Origin of the sequence: Pseudomonas prosekii, from assembly GCF_900105155.1 — a bacterium.
Taxonomy (GTDB): Bacteria; Pseudomonadota; Gammaproteobacteria; order Pseudomonadales; family Pseudomonadaceae; genus Aquipseudomonas; species Aquipseudomonas prosekii.
In genome coordinates, this window is record NZ_LT629762.1 from 2,312,389 (window position 1) to 2,330,516 (window position 18,128).

General features: G+C 61.2%; 15 protein-coding genes. 5 read left to right on the forward strand and 10 right to left on the reverse strand.

Translation table 11 applies throughout. The annotated features are described in order from the left end of the window. Positions 1-8 precede the first annotated feature (8 nt). The 7 genes from aroB to BLU01_RS10540 all read right to left on the reverse strand — a co-directional run bounded on the left by aroB (position 9) and on the right by BLU01_RS10540 (position 6,712). Positions 9-1,109 (reverse strand): 3-dehydroquinate synthase, encoded by a 1,101-nt coding sequence (gene aroB / locus BLU01_RS10510; protein ID WP_092274468.1) that lies wholly within the window; start codon positions 1,107-1,109, stop codon positions 9-11. Between the two features lie 183 nt (positions 1,110-1,292). After that, complete coding sequence (gene aroK, locus BLU01_RS10515) at positions 1,293-1,811, reverse strand: shikimate kinase AroK (RefSeq protein WP_092274471.1); 519 nt, start codon at positions 1,809-1,811, stop codon at positions 1,293-1,295. Between the two features lie 4 nt (positions 1,812-1,815). Continuing rightward, entirely contained in the window at positions 1,816-3,924 is a 2,109-nt protein-coding gene (pilQ, locus tag BLU01_RS10520; RefSeq protein WP_092274474.1) for a type IV pilus secretin PilQ family protein, read from the reverse strand. 13 nt (positions 3,925-3,937) lie between these two features. Next, positions 3,938-4,465 (reverse strand): pilus assembly protein PilP, encoded by a 528-nt coding sequence (locus BLU01_RS10525; RefSeq protein WP_092274477.1) that lies wholly within the window; start codon positions 4,463-4,465, stop codon positions 3,938-3,940. Continuing rightward, positions 4,462-5,085: a type 4a pilus biogenesis protein PilO gene (pilO, locus tag BLU01_RS10530; protein WP_092274480.1), complete on the reverse strand. Its 624-nt coding sequence runs from the start codon at positions 5,083-5,085 to the stop codon at positions 4,462-4,464. Before pilO ends, BLU01_RS10525 begins: the two co-directional genes overlap by 4 nt. After that, positions 5,082-5,648 carry a PilN domain-containing protein gene (locus tag BLU01_RS10535; protein WP_092274483.1) on the reverse strand — a complete coding sequence of 189 codons (567 nt, stop codon included), beginning with the start codon at positions 5,646-5,648 and terminating at the stop codon, positions 5,082-5,084. The genes pilO and BLU01_RS10535 overlap by 4 nt, the downstream gene beginning before the upstream one ends. Continuing rightward, complete coding sequence (locus tag BLU01_RS10540) at positions 5,648-6,712, reverse strand: pilus assembly protein PilM (protein ID WP_092274486.1); 1,065 nt, start codon at positions 6,710-6,712, stop codon at positions 5,648-5,650. The genes BLU01_RS10535 and BLU01_RS10540 overlap by 1 nt, the downstream gene beginning before the upstream one ends. Before the next feature lie 215 nt (positions 6,713-6,927). Between BLU01_RS10540 and BLU01_RS10545 the strand changes: the two genes are divergently transcribed. Continuing rightward, positions 6,928-9,372 carry a penicillin-binding protein 1A gene (locus BLU01_RS10545; protein WP_092274489.1) on the forward strand — a complete coding sequence of 815 codons (2,445 nt, stop codon included), beginning with the start codon at positions 6,928-6,930 and terminating at the stop codon, positions 9,370-9,372. Positions 9,373-9,614: 242 nt separating this feature from the next. Here BLU01_RS10545 and BLU01_RS10550 read toward each other — a convergent pair whose 3' ends face one another. From BLU01_RS10550 to rpmE, 3 genes are all read right to left on the reverse strand, one after another. Continuing rightward, complete coding sequence (locus BLU01_RS10550; protein WP_092274492.1) at positions 9,615-10,883, reverse strand: malic enzyme-like NAD(P)-binding protein; 1,269 nt, start codon at positions 10,881-10,883, stop codon at positions 9,615-9,617. 183 nt (positions 10,884-11,066) lie between these two features. Beyond that, positions 11,067-11,867, reverse strand: a complete 801-nt coding sequence (locus tag BLU01_RS10555; protein ID WP_092274495.1) for a thermonuclease family protein — start codon at positions 11,865-11,867, stop codon at positions 11,067-11,069. A 14-nt stretch (positions 11,868-11,881) separates the two neighbouring features. Continuing rightward, on the reverse strand, positions 11,882-12,109 hold the full coding sequence (rpmE, locus tag BLU01_RS10560; RefSeq protein WP_092274498.1) for a 50S ribosomal protein L31: 228 nt from the start codon (positions 12,107-12,109) through the stop codon (positions 11,882-11,884). A 289-nt stretch (positions 12,110-12,398) separates the two neighbouring features. Between rpmE and BLU01_RS10565 the strand changes: the two genes are divergently transcribed. The 4 genes from BLU01_RS10565 (at position 12,399) to hslV (ending at position 18,077) form a co-directional block, all read left to right on the forward strand. After that, entirely contained in the window at positions 12,399-14,618 is a 2,220-nt protein-coding gene (locus BLU01_RS10565) for a primosomal protein N' (RefSeq protein ID WP_092274501.1), read from the forward strand. Between the two features lie 227 nt (positions 14,619-14,845). Continuing rightward, positions 14,846-16,582: an arginine--tRNA ligase gene (argS, locus tag BLU01_RS10570; protein WP_092274504.1), complete on the forward strand. Its 1,737-nt coding sequence runs from the start codon at positions 14,846-14,848 to the stop codon at positions 16,580-16,582. A 1-nt stretch (position 16,583) separates the two neighbouring features. Further along, positions 16,584-17,291, forward strand: a complete 708-nt coding sequence (locus tag BLU01_RS10575) for an SPOR domain-containing protein (protein WP_092274507.1) — start codon at positions 16,584-16,586, stop codon at positions 17,289-17,291. A gap of 255 nt (positions 17,292-17,546) precedes the next feature. After that, positions 17,547-18,077, forward strand: coding sequence for an ATP-dependent protease subunit HslV (hslV, locus tag BLU01_RS10580; protein ID WP_090176604.1), 531 nt, complete (start codon positions 17,547-17,549; stop codon positions 18,075-18,077). The last annotated feature ends 51 nt before the right edge of the window (positions 18,078-18,128 follow it).

The window sequence follows — 18,128 nt, forward strand, 5'->3', positions numbered from 1 at the left end:
GGATCTTATTAACCTTTAAGCTGAGCCAGGGCGCGGTAATCCGCTCCCAGCGTGGCCTGTAGAACCTCTTTCGGATAATCGTCGGTCACCACCGCTTCGCCCATGCGGCGCAGCAGCACCAGGCGCAAACGACCGTCGATCACTTTCTTGTCAATTGCCATGTGTTCGAGAAAATCGGCTTCTGTCATCTCTTCCGGCGGTACCACCGGCAGGCCGGCGCGCTGGAACAGGCGGATGCCGCGATCGCGTTCCTGCTCGCTGATCCAGCCGAGACGTGCGGACATTTCCAGCGCCATTACGGTGCCAGCAGCGACCGCCTCACCGTGTAACCACACACCATAGCCCATGTGGGTTTCGATGGCGTGACCGAAGGTGTGGCCCAGGTTCAAAGTAGCGCGAACCCCGGTTTCCTTTTCATCGGCGCCGACCACTTCAGCCTTGGCTTCGCAGGAGCGCTTGATCGCGTAGGTCAGCGCCACCTGGTCAAGCGCACGCAGGCGCTCGACGTTGTCTTCGAGCCAGGTGAGGAACGGCTCGTCGCAGATCAATCCGTATTTGATGACTTCGGCCAGGCCCGCAGAGAGCTCGCGAGCCGGCAAGGTATTGAGGGTGGCGGTGTCGATCAGCACGACATTCGGCTGATAGAAGGCGCCGACCATGTTTTTGCCCAGCGGATGATTGATCCCGGTTTTGCCGCCGACCGACGAATCGACCTGCGAGAGCAACGTGGTCGGCACCTGAATGAAATCGACGCCGCGCTGGTAGCACGCTGCAGCGAAACCGGCCATATCACCAATCACGCCGCCGCCGAGGGCGATAACCGTGGTGCGGCGGTCGTGCCGTGCGGTCAGCAGACCGTCAAAAATCAGTTGCAGGGTTTGCCAGTTCTTGAACGACTCGCCGTCCGGCAACACAACGGACACCACCGAAAACTGCGCGAGGCTTTTGCTCAAGCGTTCGAGATAGAGCGGCGCCACGGTCTCGTTGGAGATGATCGCCACTTGCCGTCCGCGAACATGCGGGGCCAGCAACTCAGGCTGATCCAACAAACCTTCGCCAATATGAATCGGGTAGCTGCGCTCGCCTAGATCGACCTTGAGTGTCTGCATGTGTCCCCACAGTGAAGATGGAATCAGGCGTCCTGCCTCGAATAATCCAATGTGCCGGTAACCAAATGGGCCCGGCTAACCAAATGGCCCGGCGTCTGCTGGTGTGACGCCGCTTGCCAGCCATCCGCCACAACCTTTGCGGCGATGACAGGACGCCGAGGATAGCGCATTTCGCGCCGCGCTTTAACGGGGAGGAAGTTGCTGCAAGCGGTCGAGAATGTCGAGGACGACCATTCGCGGCGGCCGCTCATCGGTTTCCACCACCAGATCGGCGATTTCCCGATAAAGCGGATCGCGCAGGGTCAGCAGATCACGCAGGGTTTTCGCCGGATCGGCGGTGCGCAATAACGGACGATTGCGATCACGGGAGGTGCGGCCGACTTGCTGCTCGACCGAGGCGTGCAGGTAAACCACCCGTCCGCCGGCATGCAGGGCGCGACGATTGGCTTCACGCATCACCGCGCCGCCACCGGTCGCCAGCACCACGCCGTCGCAGGCGCACAGCTCTTCGATCATCGCTTGCTCGCGATCACGAAAGCCGGGCTCGCCTTCCTTATCGAAGATCCACGGGATATTGGCGCCGGTTCGCAATTCAATTTCCTTGTCGGAATCTTTGAATGGCAGGCGCAGCTCTTTGGCCAGCAAACGGCCGATGGTGCTTTTTCCAGCGCCCATCGGTCCTACAAGAATCAAATTTCGCACAGAATCAATGACTCACAGCAATCGCCTGGTTGTTCATGATACGCGGAGTGAGAAATACCAGCAGCTCGGATTTTTTCTCCGAAACCACGTCACGCCGGAAAAGGCGGCCAAGATACGGCACATCGCCGAGAAATGGCACCTTATCTACAACCTTGCTTTGAGTATTTGAGAAAACCCCACCGATGACGATGGTCTCGCCGTCATTGACCAACACCTTGGCGTTGACCTCGTTTTTCTTGATCGGCGGTACGTCCTGCACTTTGTTCAGGTAATCCGGTTCGTCCTTGGTGACCTTGACCTCCATGATGATGCGGTTGTCCGGGGTGATTTGCGGCGTCACCTCCAGCGACAGCGAAGCCTCCTTGAACGACACCGATGTCGCGCCGCTGGAGCTGGCTTCCTGATAGGGGATTTCCGTGCCCTTGAGGATTTTCGCGGTTTCCTTGTCGGACGTGACGACCTTGGGCTGCGAGACGATTTCGCCGTTGCCGGTCTTCTCCATCGCGGTCAGTTCCAGGTCGAGCAACACGTTGTCGGTGATGAACGCGATGCCGAGCCCGGAGGTATTGGCCGCTGTGCCCATGTCGACAAACGGCGAGTTGGTGCTGGTGCTGCCCGGCGTGCCAATCGTGGTCGAGCCGTTGGCGCCGCTGCTGACACCCGAAGCGTTCCAGTTGCCCTTGTTCTGGATCGAACCGCCCCAGCGCACGCCAAGACTCTTGTCGTAGTCGACGTTGGCTTCGACGATTCGCGCCTCGATCATCACTTGGCGCACCGGAATATCCAGTTGCGCAACGATCCGGCGCAGCTCGTCGAGGCGATCCTGAGTCTGGTAGGCAATGATGTTGTTGGTGCGCTCATCAACAGTGATCGAACCGCGCTCGTCGATTTTCGCTTCGGCGCTGGTCACCGACTGGAACAGTTTGGCGATTTCCGCAGCCTTGGCGTAGTTGACCTGCAGCAGCTCCCGACGCAGCGGCGCCAGTTCGGCGATCTGCTTCTGCGACTCCAGTTCCTGACGTTCGCGGGCGGCGATTTCATCCGCCGGCGCGACCAGCAGGACGTTGCCGATCATGCGTTTATCCAGACCTTTGGTTTTCAGCACCAGGTCCAGCGCCTGATCCCACGGCACGTTTTGCAGGCGCAAGGTAATGCCGCCCTGCACCGTGTCGCTGGCAACCAGATTGAGGTTGGTGAAGTCGGCGATCAGTTGCAGCACCGAGCGCACATCAATGTCCTGAAAATTCAGCGAGAGCTTTTCGCCGGTATAGGCAAACCGGTCGGCGTTGCGCTTTTGCAAATCGTCGGCGGTCATCGGGCGGATGCTGACGGTCAGCTTGTTGTCGGTCTGGTAGGTCGAGTATTCGTAAGCGCCGCTCGGCTCAACGGTGATCATCGCGCGGTCACCGGTCGCGGTGGCGTTGACGAATTGCACCGGCGTGGCGAAATCCTTGACGTCGAGGCGTACGCGCAGCGGTTCCGGCAGTTGCGTGCGGGCGAAACCGAGGATGATCTTGCCGTCACGCTCCTGAATGTCCGGCGCAATTGAAGGGTCTGACAGGTCGATCACGACATTGCCTTCACCCTGCGTGCCGCGCTGGAAATCGACGCCACGAATGGTTTTGCCGACCGCCGCGAACGTTTTCGTCGGCGCCGGATTGGCTTTGGCCGTGCGCGGCGCGCTGGCAGCCGCAGCAGGCTTGGGGGTCGCCGCTCTGGACGCTGCTGGTTGCGCACCTTGGCCGACCACCACGAACAAATTGTTGCCCTCGACTCTGGCGCTGTACGGCGTCAGCTCAGTCAGGTTGATGATCAGCCGCGTGCGGTCCTTGGCTTCCACCACCGTGGCGCTGCGGGCATTGCCGCCACCGAGGTCGCGGTTTTTGCTCGCCAGTTTGCTGACCACGCCCGGCAGGTCGAGCGCGATGCGCGCCGGCGATTCGGTGGTGTAGCCGTGGGGCGCGGGCGGCGGGCCATCGAAGGTCAACTTCAACTCGACGCGGTCACCCGGCAGCGCAGCGACATCCAGCGCATTGAGGTTGGCCGCCATGACCATCGGTGATAACAGCGCTATCCATAGCGAAATACCGAGGGTTGAGAAAATCCTGTTCATTATTCGAGTTCCACTATGAGTGCTCTTTCAAAGGGATGGTCCGCGGCCGTTCCAGCCAGGCGCCTTCGCCGTCAGGAACGATTTCGACCACATCGACTTGCGAGCCGCTGATGGCGACGATCCGCCCATCGTTACGCCCCAGGTAATCGCCGACTTTCAACCGATGTACCCCGCCCCCCCCCCGTAGCAGCGCAAAGGAGCCGCTGGCATTGGAGATGGTGCCGACCATTTCAAACTGCTCGATGTTGAAACCTTCGAGGTACTGCTTGACCCGGTTAGGGTCGGGTTTGACGTTGCGCGAACCGTGCTTCTGCCCGGCCATGTCGATCCTGACCTGGCGCGAAAACGGGCTGCGCAGGTTGGCCGCGCTGTAAGTGAATGTGGGGTAAGACCGGAATGTCGGGGTAGGTTCAATCTTGCCCGGCGGTCGCAGGCGCACTTCGTTGAGATAAGCATCGAGGTCGCTGAAGTCGTTTTCGCCGCTGCAGCCAGCCAGACCGATCAGTAAAACGCCCAGGCACAAACCACGAAACGGGGTCATTTCTGCAACCCCTTGTCGTTGTAGCGATAGGTCTTGGCGAGGATGCTCATGCGCAGTTTGGTGCCGCCATCGGGGCTGGCCGGCGCGAGGTCGAAGTCATGCAGGGTGACGATGCGCGGCAGCCCGGCCACGCCGCTGACGAACGTGGCGAGGTCGTGATAAGCGCCGGTGACGGTGATCTGGATCGGCAACTCGATGTAGAACTGCTGGGTGACTTCCGGCAGCAACTTGATCTCTTCGAATTCCAGGCCACTGCCCAGCCCCGTGCGCGTGATGTCTTCCAGCAGGCCCGGCACTTCGGTGTCGCTGGGTAACTGGCGCAACAGCACGCCGAAAGAATTTTCCATTTCCTTCATCTGCTGGGTGTAGAGCTCCAGGTTGGCCGCCAGGCTGGCCTTGCTGGCGAACTGCTCCTTGAGCGTGGTTTCTTCCTCGCGCTTGAGATCGAGCTCGTTTTCCAGGTCACTGATGTAGAAGTTGTAACCGAGCCCCAGCACCAGAACCATCAGCAGAATGCCCGCCGCAGCCTTGATGGCCGGCGGCCAGGAGCCGATGTTGTTGGTGTCCAGATCGTTGATGTCGATCTTGCGCAGGCCTTCAAACCATTCCGACGGGCTCATTTGGCAGCCTCCATCGTCGCGGGCTGAGTCTGACGCACGGTCAACTGAAACACGTTGGCCTGATCGAGCTGACCGGCGGTCGTCGCTTTGACTTCGGTGAGGCTCGGCGCATCGAACCAGTCCGACGCATCGAGGTTGCGCATCAGCTCCGAAACCTTGTTGTTCGACTCGGCGGCGCCCGTGACGGACAGGGTTTTGCCGTCCATTTTCACTTCGGTGAAATACACGCCGTCCGGCAGCGTGCGCGCCAGTTGGTCGAAGATTCGCCCGCTGATCTGCCGGTTGCCTTGCAGGTCCTGGATGATGCGCATGCGCTCGACCAGTTGCTGGCGACGCGCCTTGAGTTCGCTGATTTGCTTGATTCGCTCGTCGACCACCGCAATCTGTTTGCCGAGGTAGTCATTGCGCGCCAGTTGCCGATTGATGCTGTTGCCGATGACTTGATCGGCGATCAGCACCAAGCCGATCGAGCCGACCACCACGCCAATCAACACCAGCAGAAAGCGTTTGCGGCGCTCTTCGCGCAGTTCTTCGCGCCACGGTAAAAGGTTGATCCGCGCCATCAGTCGAAACTCCTGAGGGCCAGTCCGCAGGCGATCATCAGCGCCGGGGCATCGCTGGCGAGGGCGCCGGCGTTGACCTTGCTGCTGAGCGCCATGTCGGCGAAGGGATTGGCGACTTGGGTCGGCGTGCTCAGGCGTTGCTCGATCAACCGGTCAAGTCCGGGCACCGACGCGGTGCCGCCGGCCAGCAGAATATGGTCGACCGCGTTGTACTGGCCGGACGCGAAGAAAAACTGCAATGAACGCGACACTTGCTGCACCAGCGCTTCGCGGAACGGTTGCAGGACTTCGCTGACGTAATCGTCCGGCAAACCGCCCTGCTTCTTTGCCAGGCCGGCCTGCTCGGTGGTCAAGCCATACCGGCGCTGGATTTCCTCAGTGAGCTGGCGGCCGCCGAATAATTGTTCGCGGGTATAAATGATCCGCCCGTTGTGCAGCACGCTCAGGGTGGTCATGGTCGCGCCGATGTCCACCACGGCAACGGTCGAGCGCTCCGGGTTCACCGCCATTTGCGTGGCCAGCAGGCCAAATGAACGCTCCAGCGCGTAGGCCTCGACGTCGACCACTTTCGCGGTCAGTCCGGCGAGGGCCAGCGCGGCTTCTCGGACTTCGACGTTTTCTTTTCGACAGGCGGCTAGTAGCACATTGACGCGTTCGGGGTTGCGCGCCGAGACGCTCTGCACTTCGAAGTCGATGGCGACTTCATCCAGCGGGTAAGGAATGTATTGGTCGGCTTCGATTTTGAGCTGGTTTTCCATCTCGTCGTCGGAGAGCCCGGCGTCCATTTCGATGGTCTTGGTGATCACCGCCGAACCGGCCACAGCGACCGCGACGTTGCGGATGCCGGTGCGGGCCTTGAGCAACACACGCGACAGCGCCTGGCCCACGCCTTCAAGCTCGGCGATGTTTTTTTCAATCACCGCGCTGGCCGGCAAAGGCTCCACCGCGTAGGCCTCGACCCGGTAGCGGTCGCCCTGACGGCTGAGCTCCAGAAGCTTCACCGACGTCGAGCTGATGTCGATCCCCAGAAGCGTCCTGGTCTTTTTATTGAAGAGTCCTAGCACTACCAATTCCCTATGACTATCCGTGAGTTACGGACTCTGTAATGTGCATTGCGTTCAATCACCACGTCTTGACAGAAGCGCCCATGACGCCCCCGGCGGAAAAATGCTTATAATGCCCAGCGATTTTTTCCGCTTTTACTGCCAGCGCGGGTTGTTTTCCTTGTCAAGAAGACCCTGACGCCAAATTCATTTTTCACCCTGGATGTCCAAACGCCTTGATTCGTCTGCTGAAATTTTTCGGTTGGTCCATCGTCGCCGTTTTCTGCGGACTGCTTTTAGGTCTCAGCGGCGCCTATCTTTACCTTAGTCCGGGATTGCCGTCCGTGGAGGCGCTGAGAAGCATTCAGTTGCAGATTCCTCTGCGCGTGTACAGCAGCGATAACAAGTTGATCGCAGAGTTTGGCGAAATGCGCCGTACGCCGATCCGTTTCGCCGACATTCCCCCCAATTTCATTAATGCGTTACTAAGTGCTGAAGACGATAACTTCGCCAACCACTATGGCGTCGATCCCGGCAGCCTGATGCGTGCCGCGACCCAACTGGTCAAGAGCGGCCACATTCAGTCCGGCGGCAGCACCATCACCATGCAGGTCGCGAAGAACTTCTTCCTGACCAGCGAACGCAGCTTCTCGCGTAAAACCACGGAAATTCTCCTCGCGCTGCAAATCGAACGGCAGCTGACCAAAGACGAAATCCTTGAGCTGTACGTCAACAAGATCTACCTCGGCAACCGCGCCTACGGCATCGAAGCGGCGGCGCAGGTTTACTACGGCAAATCGATTCGTGATGTGAGCCTGGCGCAGATGGCGATGATCGCCGGCCTGCCGAAAGCGCCATCGCGCTTTAACCCGCTGGCCAACCCGGCGCGCAGCAAAGAGCGTCGCGACTGGATTCTGGGGCGCATGTACAAGCTCGGGAAAATCACCGAAGCCGACTACACCACCGCGATCAACGAGCCGCTGAACGCCAGCTATCACGTGCCGACCCCGGAAGTGAACGCGCCGTACATTGCCGAAATGGCCCGCGCCGAAATGGTCGGCCGTTATGGCAGCGACGCCTACACCGAAGGTTTCCGCGTCACTACTACGGTGCCGAGCAACCTTCAGGAAATGGCGAACACCGCGCTGCACGAAGGTTTGATGACCTACGACCAGCGCCACGGTTATCGCGGCCCCGAGTCGCGCTTGCCGGGCAAGACCCGCGAAGCCTGGGCCAGTGAGCTGACCAAGCAGCGCACCATCAGCAGCCTGGAACCGGCGATCGTTACCCAAGTCGACAAGAATGGCGTGCAGGTGCTGACCCGCACCGGCGACGAACATGTCAATTGGGACACCATGAAATGGGCGCGGCCGTTCCTCAACACCAACAGCATGGGCGCCAATCCGAAGCAGCCGTCGGATGTCGCGCAGGTCGGTGACCTGATCCGCGTGCAGCGCCAGCCGGACAATTCGCTGAAATTCAGCCAGATTCCGCAGGCTCAAGGCGCGCTGGTTTCGCTTGATCCGCAGAACGGCGCGATTCGCTCGCTGGTCGGTGGTTTCGCGTTCGAGCAGAGCAATTACAACCGCGCCTTGCAGGCCAAGCGCCAGCCGGGTTCGAGCTTCAAGCCATTCGTCTACAGCGCCGCGCTGGATAACGGCTACACCGCCGCGACGCTGGTGAACGATGCGCCGATCGTGTTTGTCGACGAGTACCTGGACAAGGTCTGGCGGCCGAAGAACGACACCAATACCTTCCTCGGCCCGATCCGCTTGCGTGAAGGTCTGTACAAGTCGCGCAACCTGGTGTCGATCCGATTGCTGCAGGCACTGGGCGTCGATCGCACCATCGATTACATCAGCAAGTTCGGCTTCAACAAGCAGGACCTGCCGCGCAATCTGTCGCTCGCCCTCGGCACCGCGACATTGACGCCGATGGAGATCGCCACCGGTTGGAGCACGTTTGCCAACGGCGGCTACAAGATCACCCCGTACATCATCGACAAGATCGAAAGCCGCAATGGCGACACGCTGTTCGTCGCCAACCCGCCGAGCGTGCCGCAGAACGCTGCGGTGGCCAGTGGCATCGCCGCGCCAGCCGCCGCCGAGGCCTTCACGGTCAACGCAACGCCGGGCGAAGCGCCGGGCACTGCAGCTGCACCGCAAACGCCGGCCGTGGCCGAACGGATTGTCGACGGTCGCACCACGTTCATTCTCAACAGCATGCTTGAGGACGTGATCAAGCGCGGCACCGGTCGCCGTGCACTGGCGCTGGGGCGTTCCGACATCGCCGGCAAAACCGGTACGACCAACGAATCCAAGGATGCGTGGTTCTCCGGTTACAACGCCGATTACGTGACCACGGTGTGGACCGGTTTCGACCAGCCTGAAAGCCTCGGTCGCCGCGAGTTCGGTGGCACTGTGGCGCTGCCGATCTGGATGAATTACATGGCCGCCGCGCTCAAGGACAAGCCGCCGCACACGCAAGCGGAGCCTGAAGGCATCCTCAGCCTGCGGGTTGACCCGGTCAGCGGCCGTGCCGCGTCGCCAGGCACGCCAGGTGCGTACTTTGAGCTGTTCAAGGCTGAAGACACGCCACCGTCGGCCAACGAACTGGGCAACGGCACCGCGCCGGGCAGCCCGCTGCCGGCAGACGAAGCGGCGCCGATCGACTTGTTCTGATCGCGTCACGCAAACCAGGAGCCCCGCCTTCGAAAGAAGCGCGGGGCTTTTTATTGCCCGGGATAAATGCAGCGACTGGTCAGCCGTCATCGCGAGCAAGCTCGCTCCCACATTGAAATGCATTCCCCTGTGGGAGCGAGCTTGCTCGCGATGAGGCCTGTTCTGGCGCTGCGAAAACATCAGGCATAAAAAAACCCCGACTCACTTACGAGCCGGGGCTTTCGGTCGATGCGCTCTACGGCTTAGCCGTTGAACACGTCATCCACGCTTTGCAGCGGGTAGTTCTTCGGATACGGCAGGGTCGCTACGCCGGTCTCGATGGCGGCTTTGGCCACGGCATCGGAGATCACGGTGATCAGGCGTGCATCCATTGGTTTCGGAATGATGTACTCACGACCGAATTCCAGTTTGATGCCGCCGTAGGCGTCGCACACTTCCTGAGGAACTGGCAGCTTGGCCAGTTCGCGCAGGGCGTTGGCGGCGGCCACTTTCATTTCTTCGTTGATGCGCTTGGCGCGCACGTCCAGGGCACCGCGGAAGATGAACGGGAAGCCCAGCACGTTGTTGACCTGGTTCGGGTAGTCCGAACGGCCAGTGGCCATGATCACGTCGTTACGGGTGGCGTGCGCCAGTTCCGGGGAGATTTCCGGATCCGGGTTCGAGCACGCGAACACGATCGGGTTGGCCGCCATGGATTTCAGGCCTTCAGCGCTCAGCAGGTTCGGGCCGGACAGGCCGACGAACACGTCAGCACCGGTCAGCGCGTCAGCCAGAGTGCGTTTTTCGGTCGCGTGAGCGAACACCGCTTTGTACTGGTTCAGGTCGTCACGGCCGGAGTGAATCACGCCGGTACGGTCAACCATGAAGATGTTTTCGATGTTGGCGCCCATGCTCACCAGCAATTTCATGCAGGAGATGGCGGCCGCACCGGCGCCCAGGCAGACGATCTTGGCGTCAGCGAGGGTTTTGCCAGCGATTTCCAGGGCGTTGATCATGCCGGCCGCCGTAACGATGGCGGTGCCGTGCTGGTCATCGTGGAAAACCGGAATGTCGCACTGCTCGATCAGAGCGCGTTCGATCTCAAAGCACTCAGGTGCCTTTATGTCTTCCAGGTTGATGCCGCCGAAGGTGATGGAGATACGCTTGACGGTGTCGATGAAGGCTTGCGGGCTTTCGGAGTCGACTTCGATGTCGAAAACGTCGATGCCGGCGAAGCGCTTGAACAGCACGCCTTTACCTTCCATGACTGGCTTGGAAGCCAACGGGCCGAGGTTACCCAGGCCGAGAATCGCGGTGCCATCGGAAATGACTGCAACCAGGTTGCCTTTACCGGTGTATTTGTAGGCCAGTTCAGGATCGCGGGCGATTTCGCGTACTGGTTCGGCTACGCCGGGGCTGTAGGCCAGCGACAGGTCGCGGGCGGTAGCGGTGGCCTTGGTGAGCTCGACACTCAGCTTCCCTGGACGAGGATGGGCGTGATATTCGAGAGCGGCAGTTTTCAAATCAGACATGTGGGCATTCCGCTTTTTACTGTTGGACAGACGGACCGCCGAGGATACGCGTGTCGCAAAGTCCCTACAAGACTGACCAGTCACCCCTGTCAAGCGCCCTGCCCTACGACTTTGGGCCAAGAGCCACGGAACACAAGGGCTTGACTGTTCACAATCTGAATAAAAAATGTCTACAATTTTTTATCATTGCGCCGTTTTCAGCATCGACGGATCACTCAATGGCAGCAACCAGCGCGCCTGCCCCTGATCACGTCCGCCGCGCCGCGAGCGATCGACCACCCAGCCGCGCGCCTCGATCTGCTTGCCTTTGAGCCGTTGCAGCGCCGCAACGTCGAACTTGCCAAGTAGATTGGGCGCAACGCGCAGTACAACCGAGCCTTGCAGGGCGATCCAGACGCCGCCGCGATTGCGCTGCACACTGGCCACACGGCCGCTGAGCACGGCGAAACCGGACCTCTGAATCTGCGCCGCTTGCAGTACCGGCGAGCGCTTCCACACCCCGAGCCCGGCCCGTCGCGCCGCGCGCTCTGCGGCTTGCTGGCAACTGACCAAATCGATGTTCGGCGCCACCGCCACCTGAAAACCGAAGCCCTCGGCAAGCATTTGCGCTTCGAGGTTGGCGCCATCGACGCTGTAGACATGCGCCAACGTGCGGCCATAGCGGTCGTGCGCTTCTTTACCCGGACGCAAACCCACCCGGCCATTGCTGGCCGCCACCAACGCTTCGAGACGCTGGCGCGCGGCCACCGCGAACGGTTCGTCGCTGCGGCCCTGACGGCCGATCTCGGGCGTGTTCAAGCCAATCATGCGCACGCTGCGGCCATCGCTCAGGCGCAGGGTGTCGCCATCCACCACGCGCTGCACCGCGATTGGCGTCAGCCCGGCGGGCACAGGGCAAAAGGCCTGGGCGGCGGACAGCCAAATCGCGGACACAAAAAAGGCGCCCACAAGGGACGCCTTTTTCAACAGCGGGGAAAAGCCCATCGGGCCCTTCAACCTTACTCTGCAGCAGCAGGTTTCTTGCCGAAAGCACCGAAACGGTCTGCGAAGCGCTGTACACGGCCGCCAGTATCCAGAGTCTTCTGCTTACCGGTGTAGAACGGGTGGCACTCGTTGCATACGTCAGTACCCAGTGGCTTGCACAGGTTCGAACGAGTTTCGAACTTGTTGCCGCAGCTGCAAGTTACTACGATGGTTTCGTACGCTGGATGGATATCGGCTTTCATGGTGTATTCCTCAGGCTAGCGTGCCGCCACTCAACACTATTGTTGAATACCGCACGTAATTAGGCCGCGGATTCTACCAGACCTTTGAAATCGCGCAAGCTGTCGCTTGAACCGGTCGTCTGCTAGGCTCCCGCTCCAATACGCGATCCCCTGTGGGAGCGAGCTTGCTCGCGATAGCGGCGTGCCAGTGCAGTAAATGTTGACTGACACGCCGTCATCGCGAGCAAGCTCGCTCCCACAGGGGATGTACGACCCCGCTTTTATAGCCTGTTGATCGAGATCCCCCCGCGTGCCCGACGCCATTTTGCGCCTCGCCCTGCCTTCGCCGCTGCGCCGTCTGTTCGATTACCGCGCGCCGGCCGGGGTGCTGCGCGCCCAGTTGCAACCGGGCATGCGCCTGCGGGTGCCGTTCGGGCGGCGGGAAATGATCGGCATTCTGGTCGAAGTCACCGACACCAGCGAAGTCCCGGTAGAGAAACTCAAACCGGCGATTGCCCTGCTCGACGCCACGCCGCCGCTGCCACCGGCGCTGTTCAAACTGTGCCTGTGGACGTCGCAGTATTACCAGCACAGCCTCGGCGATACGTTGAGCTGGGCGCTGCCGGTATTGCTGCGCCAGGGTGAACTGGCCGAAGCGCGCCAGGAGCGCTTCTGGTCCGCCGCGCCCGGCGCCAGCCTTGATGATCCGCGCATCGCCCGCGCGCCACGCCAGCGTGAAGCGTTGGCAACCCTGGCGCAGCACCCGCACGGCGTCGCTCATCAATTGCTCAGCAAACTGATGCTGAGCAAGGACAGCCTCGACCTGTTGCTCGCCAAAGAACTGGTGCAAGTGGAAATCCGCAAACACGCGCCCGACGCTCGCCACGAACATTGGCTGGCGCAACCGGAACTGCCGCTGAACCCGGAACAACGCGCCGCTTACGAGGCGATCCGCGCCGGGTTCGACAGTTACCACGCGTTCCTGCTGGCCGGCGTCACCGGCAGCGGCAAGACCGAAGTGTATTTGCAGTTGATCCGCGAAACCCTCGAGGCCGGCAAGCAAGCGCTGGTGCTGATCCCGGAAATCAATCTCGGCCCGCAAACCCTGGCGCGCTTCGAGCAGCGCTTCAATGCACGCATTGCGCTGATCCACTCGGCGGTCAATGACCGCGAACGCCTCGAAGCCTGGCTCGCCGCGCGTGATGGCGACGCCGACATTATTATCGGCACACGTTCGGCGCTGTTCACGCCGATGAAAAATCCCGGCCTGATCATCATCGACGAGGAGCACGACGGCTCCTATAAACAGCAGGAAGGCCTGCGCTATCACGCGCGGGATCTGGCGCTAGTGCGGGCGCGGCAGGAAAACATCCCGATTGTTCTCGGCTCCGCAACGCCGTCGCTCGAAAGCCTGCACAACGCCTACACCGGCCGTTACGGCCTGCTGCGCCTGAACGAGCGCGCGGGCGGCGCCAAGCAACCGCGCTTCCTGCGTCTGGACGTGAAAAGCCGTCCGCTGGACAGCGGCATTTCCGGGCCGATGCAGCAGGCAATCGGCCAGACCCTGGCGGCGGGGCAACAGGTGCTGGTGTTCCTCAATCGACGTGGTTTTGCGCCGACGCTGCTGTGCCACGATTGCGGCTGGATGTCCGAGTGCCAGCGCTGCGATGCGCGGATGACCGTGCACCAGCGCTCCGGCGAACTGCGCTGCCACCATTGCGGCTACGTCGAACGCGTGCCGCGGCATTGCCCGAAGTGCGGCAAAGTCGATTTGCGCCCGGTAGGCGCCGGCACCGAGCGCGCCGAGGAGCGTCTGGCGATTCTGTTCACGGAGGTGCCGGTGTTGCGGGTCGACCGCGACAGCACTTCGCGCAAAGACGCGATGAACCAACTGTTCGCGACGATCCAGAAAGGCCAGCCGTGCATTCTGGTCGGCACGCAGATGCTCGCCAAAGGGCACCACTTTCCACGGGTGACGCTGGTGTCGATCCTCGATGCCGACGGCGGGCTGTTTTCCGGCGACTTCCGTGCCAGCGAGCGCATGGCGCAACTGATCGTGCAAGTCGCCGGGCGCGCGGGCCGGGCCGAAGAACCGGGCCGAGTGATCATTCAGACCCACCTCGCCGACCATCCGCTGCTGGTGCAATTGACCGAGCAGGGTTATTTCGCGTTTGCCGAGCAAGCCTTGAGCGAACGTCGTTCGGCGGGGCTGCCGCCGTTTGCACATCTGGCGCTGCTGCGCGCCGAAGCGCACAAACCGGGGCAGGCTGAAGGCTTTCTCGATGAAGCGTGCAGCGAGGCGGAACGCTTGCTCGCCGAGCAGAATTTGAGCGGGATTGAATTGTTGGGGCCGGTGCCGGCGCCGATGGAGCGGCGTGCCGGGCGTTATCGCGCGCAGTTGTTGTTGCAAGCCACGGCGCGGGCGCCGCTGCATCGGTTGCTGAGCAGTTGGTTGCTGGCGCTGGAGCAAATGCCGAGCGGGCGGGCGGTGCGTTGGTCGCTGGATGTTGATCCCGTTGATTTGTATTGATTGGTGGATCGCCATCGCGAGCAGCTGTGGGAGCAAGGCTTGCCCGCGATGGCGTTCTCAAGACAGTCATCGCGGGCAAGCCTTGCTCCCACAGGGCGGCCTATTTGTCACCACATATCCATAACCTGCCCGCTATAGTTGGCAAGCACGTCCGTGCCACGGATAATGCCCAGTTTTTCCACTAGCGCATCCAGGCGCCGCCGCGCTTGCGGTCGAAAGAGAACACCATGAAAGACACCATTCGCCAGCTGATCCAACAAGCCATCACCCAACTCGTCAACGAAGGTGTGTTGCCTGAAGGCCTGTCGCCGGCGATCCAGGTGGAAAACTCGCGCGACAAGAAAAACGGCGACTTCGCCAGCAACATCGCCATGATGCTGGCGAAACCGGCCGGGATGAAGCCGCGTGATCTGGCGGAAAAAATCATCGCCGCGCTGCCGGCTGACGATAACGTCACCAAAACCGAAATCGCCGGGCCGGGCTTCCTCAATTTCTTCCAGAACACCCAAGCCCTGGCTGCGCGCCTCGACGCCGCACTGGCCGATAAAAATATCGGCGTGCGCAAGGCTGGCCCGCTGCAACGCACCGTGGTTGACCTGTCGGCGCCAAACCTGGCGAAAGAAATGCACGTCGGCCACTTGCGCTCGACGATCATCGGCGACGGCGTGGCGCGGGTTCTGGAATTCCTCGGCGACACCGTGATCCGGCAGAACCACGTCGGCGACTGGGGCACCCAGTTCGGCATGTTGATGGCGTATCTGCAGGAAAACCCGATCACCAGCGATGAGCTGTCGGACCTGGAAAACTTCTACCGCGCCGCCAAGCAGCGCTTCGACGGCAGCGAAGAATTCGCCGACCGCGCCCGTGGCCTGGTGGTCAAGTTGCAGGCCGGCGATGCCGAATGCCTGGCGCTGTGGACGCGCTTCCGCGAGATTTCGCTGTCGCATTGCCAAGCCATTTACGAACAACTCAACGTCAAACTGACGATGGCCGACGTGATGGGCGAAAGTGCCTACAACGACGACCTGATCAACGTGGTCAACGACCTCAAGGCCGCTGGCCTGCTGGTCGAAAGCAACGGCGCGCAATGCGTGTTCCTCGACGAATTCAAGAACGCCGACGGCGACCCGCTGCCGGTGATCATCGTCAAGGCTGATGGCGGCTACCTGTACGCCACCACTGACCTGGCGGCCGTGCGTTATCGCAGCGGCAAACTGAAAGCCGATCGCGCGTTGTACTTCGTCGATCAGCGTCAGGCGCTGCACTTCCAGCAAGTGTTCCAGGTCGCGCGGCTGGCCGGTTTTGTCACGCACCCGATGGAAATGGAACACATGGGTTTCGGCACCATGAACGGCGCCGATGGCCGTCCGTTCAAGACCCGTGATGGCGGCACCGTGAAGCTGGTCGATCTGCTGACCGAAGCCAAGGATCGCGCCTACACGCTGGTCAAAGAGAAAAACCCGGAGCTGGCCGAAGACGACTTGCGCAACATCGCCAAGGTTGTGGGGATTGGCGCGGTGAAATACGCCGACCTGTCCAAGCACCGCACCAGCGACTACAGCTTCAACTTCGATTTGATGCTCAACTTCGAAGGCAACACCGCGCCGTACTTGCTGTACGCCTACACCCGCGTGGCCGGCGTGTTCCGCAAACTGGGCAAGGATTTCAGCGAAGTCGAAGGGCAGATCGTCCTCGATGCGCCGCATGAACTGGAGCTGGCGACCAAACTGGCGCAGTTCGCCGAAGTGCTGAACAACGTTTCTGACAAAGGAACGCCGCACACGCTGTGCACCTACCTGTACGATGTCGCCGGTCTGTTCTCGAGTTTCTATGAGAACTGCCCGATCCTCAGCGCCGACACCCCGGCACAAATGCAAAGCCGTCTGCGCCTCGCCGCGCTGACCGGCCGCACACTCAAGCAAGGCCTGGAACTGTTGGGTCTGGAAACTCTGGAGCGTATGTAAGTTGGCTGCCAAGAAAAAACCTGCACCCAAGCGCGGCGCCAGTCGTTACACCGCTCCTGCCAAGCAACCGATTCCGGGTTGGCTGTGGATGGCCATCGGCCTCACGGTCGGCGCGTTTATCGTGTTCCTGATGAAACTGGAACCGGGCAAGGGCAGCGAGAGCGTCAAGCGCGAAAAGATCGAACAGCAGAAAGCGTCAAAAATCGCCGAGGCCAACAAGACCCCGCCGAGCCCGACGCAACCGGTGAAGCCGAAGTACGACTTCTACACCTTGCTGCCGGAATCGGAAGTGATAGTGCCGCCGGACGCGGTGCCGGAGAAGACCCTGCCGACGCCGCAAGTGCCCGCCGTGCCGACCACGCCGGTGACCCCGGAGCAAGCGGCGAAGATCGACACCGCGCGCGCTCAGGCGGCTCTGGCCGGGATTACCCCGCCACCAGCACCGCCGGTGTCGAAAGCGGCGCCAGTGACCAAGTTCTTCTTGCAGGCCGGTTCGTTCCGCAAAGAGGCGGATGCCGACAAGGTGCGCGCGCAGATCATTTTGCTCGGTCAGGCCGTGGCGGTTGAATCCGGCACGGTCAAGGACGAAACCTGGTACCGCGTTTTGGTCGGCCCGTTCAGCAACCGTGAACAGCTGACCACCGCGCAAAAACAACTGGCCGGCAGCGGCTTTAGCAACCTGTTGTTACAACAACGCCAAAGCCGCTGATTTCGTCAGCAGCACCGCGTTATCGTTATTCGCGGGCAAGCCTCGCTCCTACAGGAAATGCGCCGTTCGCCTTATATGGGAACGACATAAACCTGTAGGAGCGAGGCTTGCCCGCGAAGACGCCAGAACAAACAACACACCCTCCCCCGCCTAACGCCATTCGTCCCCCGCCGCGCCGCGCAGTTGAAAAATTCTCCACCACCCCCATATGAGTTGGCATAAGGCATTTTCGCCCCGCTGCGTGGAGACTCTCCCTTGACCACCATCGTTTCAGTTCGCCGCCACGGCAAAGTCGTCATGGGCGGCGACGGCCAGGTTTCTCTCGGCAATACCGTGATGAAAGGCAACGCCAAGAAAGTCCGTCGCCTGTACCACGGCCAAGTCATTGCCGGTTTTGCCGGGGCCACCGCTGACGCCTTCACCCTCTTCGAACGTTTCGAAGGCCAGCTCGAAAAACATCAAGGTCACCTCGTTCGCGCCGCCGTCGAACTCGCCAAAGAATGGCGCACCGACCGCTCCCTCAGCCGCCTCGAAGCCATGCTCGCGGTCGCCAACAAAGACGCCTCGCTGATCATCACCGGCAACGGTGACGTGGTCGAACCCGAACAAGGCCTGATCGCCATGGGTTCCGGTGGCGGCTACGCTCAAGCAGCGGCCAGCGCCCTGCTGAAGAAAACCGATCTGTCGGCCCGGGAAATCGTTGAAACCGCGCTCGGCATCGCTGGCGACATCTGCGTATTCACCAACCACACCTTTACCATTGAGGAGCAGGACCTCGCCGAGTAAGCCTGTTTCGGCCACGCGCCACGGCTCGCTTTTGCTAGAGGACCGCCAAAA

Bases quoted from the DNA above. Each gene is read 5' to 3' on its own strand.
- aroB (WP_092274468.1), bottom strand. From the start codon at position 1,109: ATGCAGACACTCAAGGTCGATCTAGGCGAGCGCAGCTACCCGATTCAT.
- pilQ (WP_092274474.1), bottom strand. From the start codon at position 3,924: ATGAACAGGATTTTCTCAACCCTCGGTATTTCGCTATGGATAGCGCTG.
- BLU01_RS10525 (WP_092274477.1), bottom strand. From the start codon at position 4,465: ATGACCCCGTTTCGTGGTTTGTGCCTGGGCGTTTTACTGATCGGTCTG.
- pilO (WP_092274480.1), bottom strand. From the start codon at position 5,085: ATGAGCCCGTCGGAATGGTTTGAAGGCCTGCGCAAGATCGACATCAAC.
- BLU01_RS10535 (WP_092274483.1), bottom strand. From the start codon at position 5,648: ATGGCGCGGATCAACCTTTTACCGTGGCGCGAAGAACTGCGCGAAGAG.
- BLU01_RS10550 (WP_092274492.1), bottom strand. From the start codon at position 10,883: ATGTCTGATTTGAAAACTGCCGCTCTCGAATATCACGCCCATCCTCGT.
- BLU01_RS10555 (WP_092274495.1), bottom strand. From the start codon at position 11,867: ATGGGCTTTTCCCCGCTGTTGAAAAAGGCGTCCCTTGTGGGCGCCTTT.
- rpmE (WP_092274498.1), bottom strand. From the start codon at position 12,109: ATGAAAGCCGATATCCATCCAGCGTACGAAACCATCGTAGTAACTTGC.
- argS (WP_092274504.1), top strand. From the start codon at position 14,846: ATGAAAGACACCATTCGCCAGCTGATCCAACAAGCCATCACCCAACTC.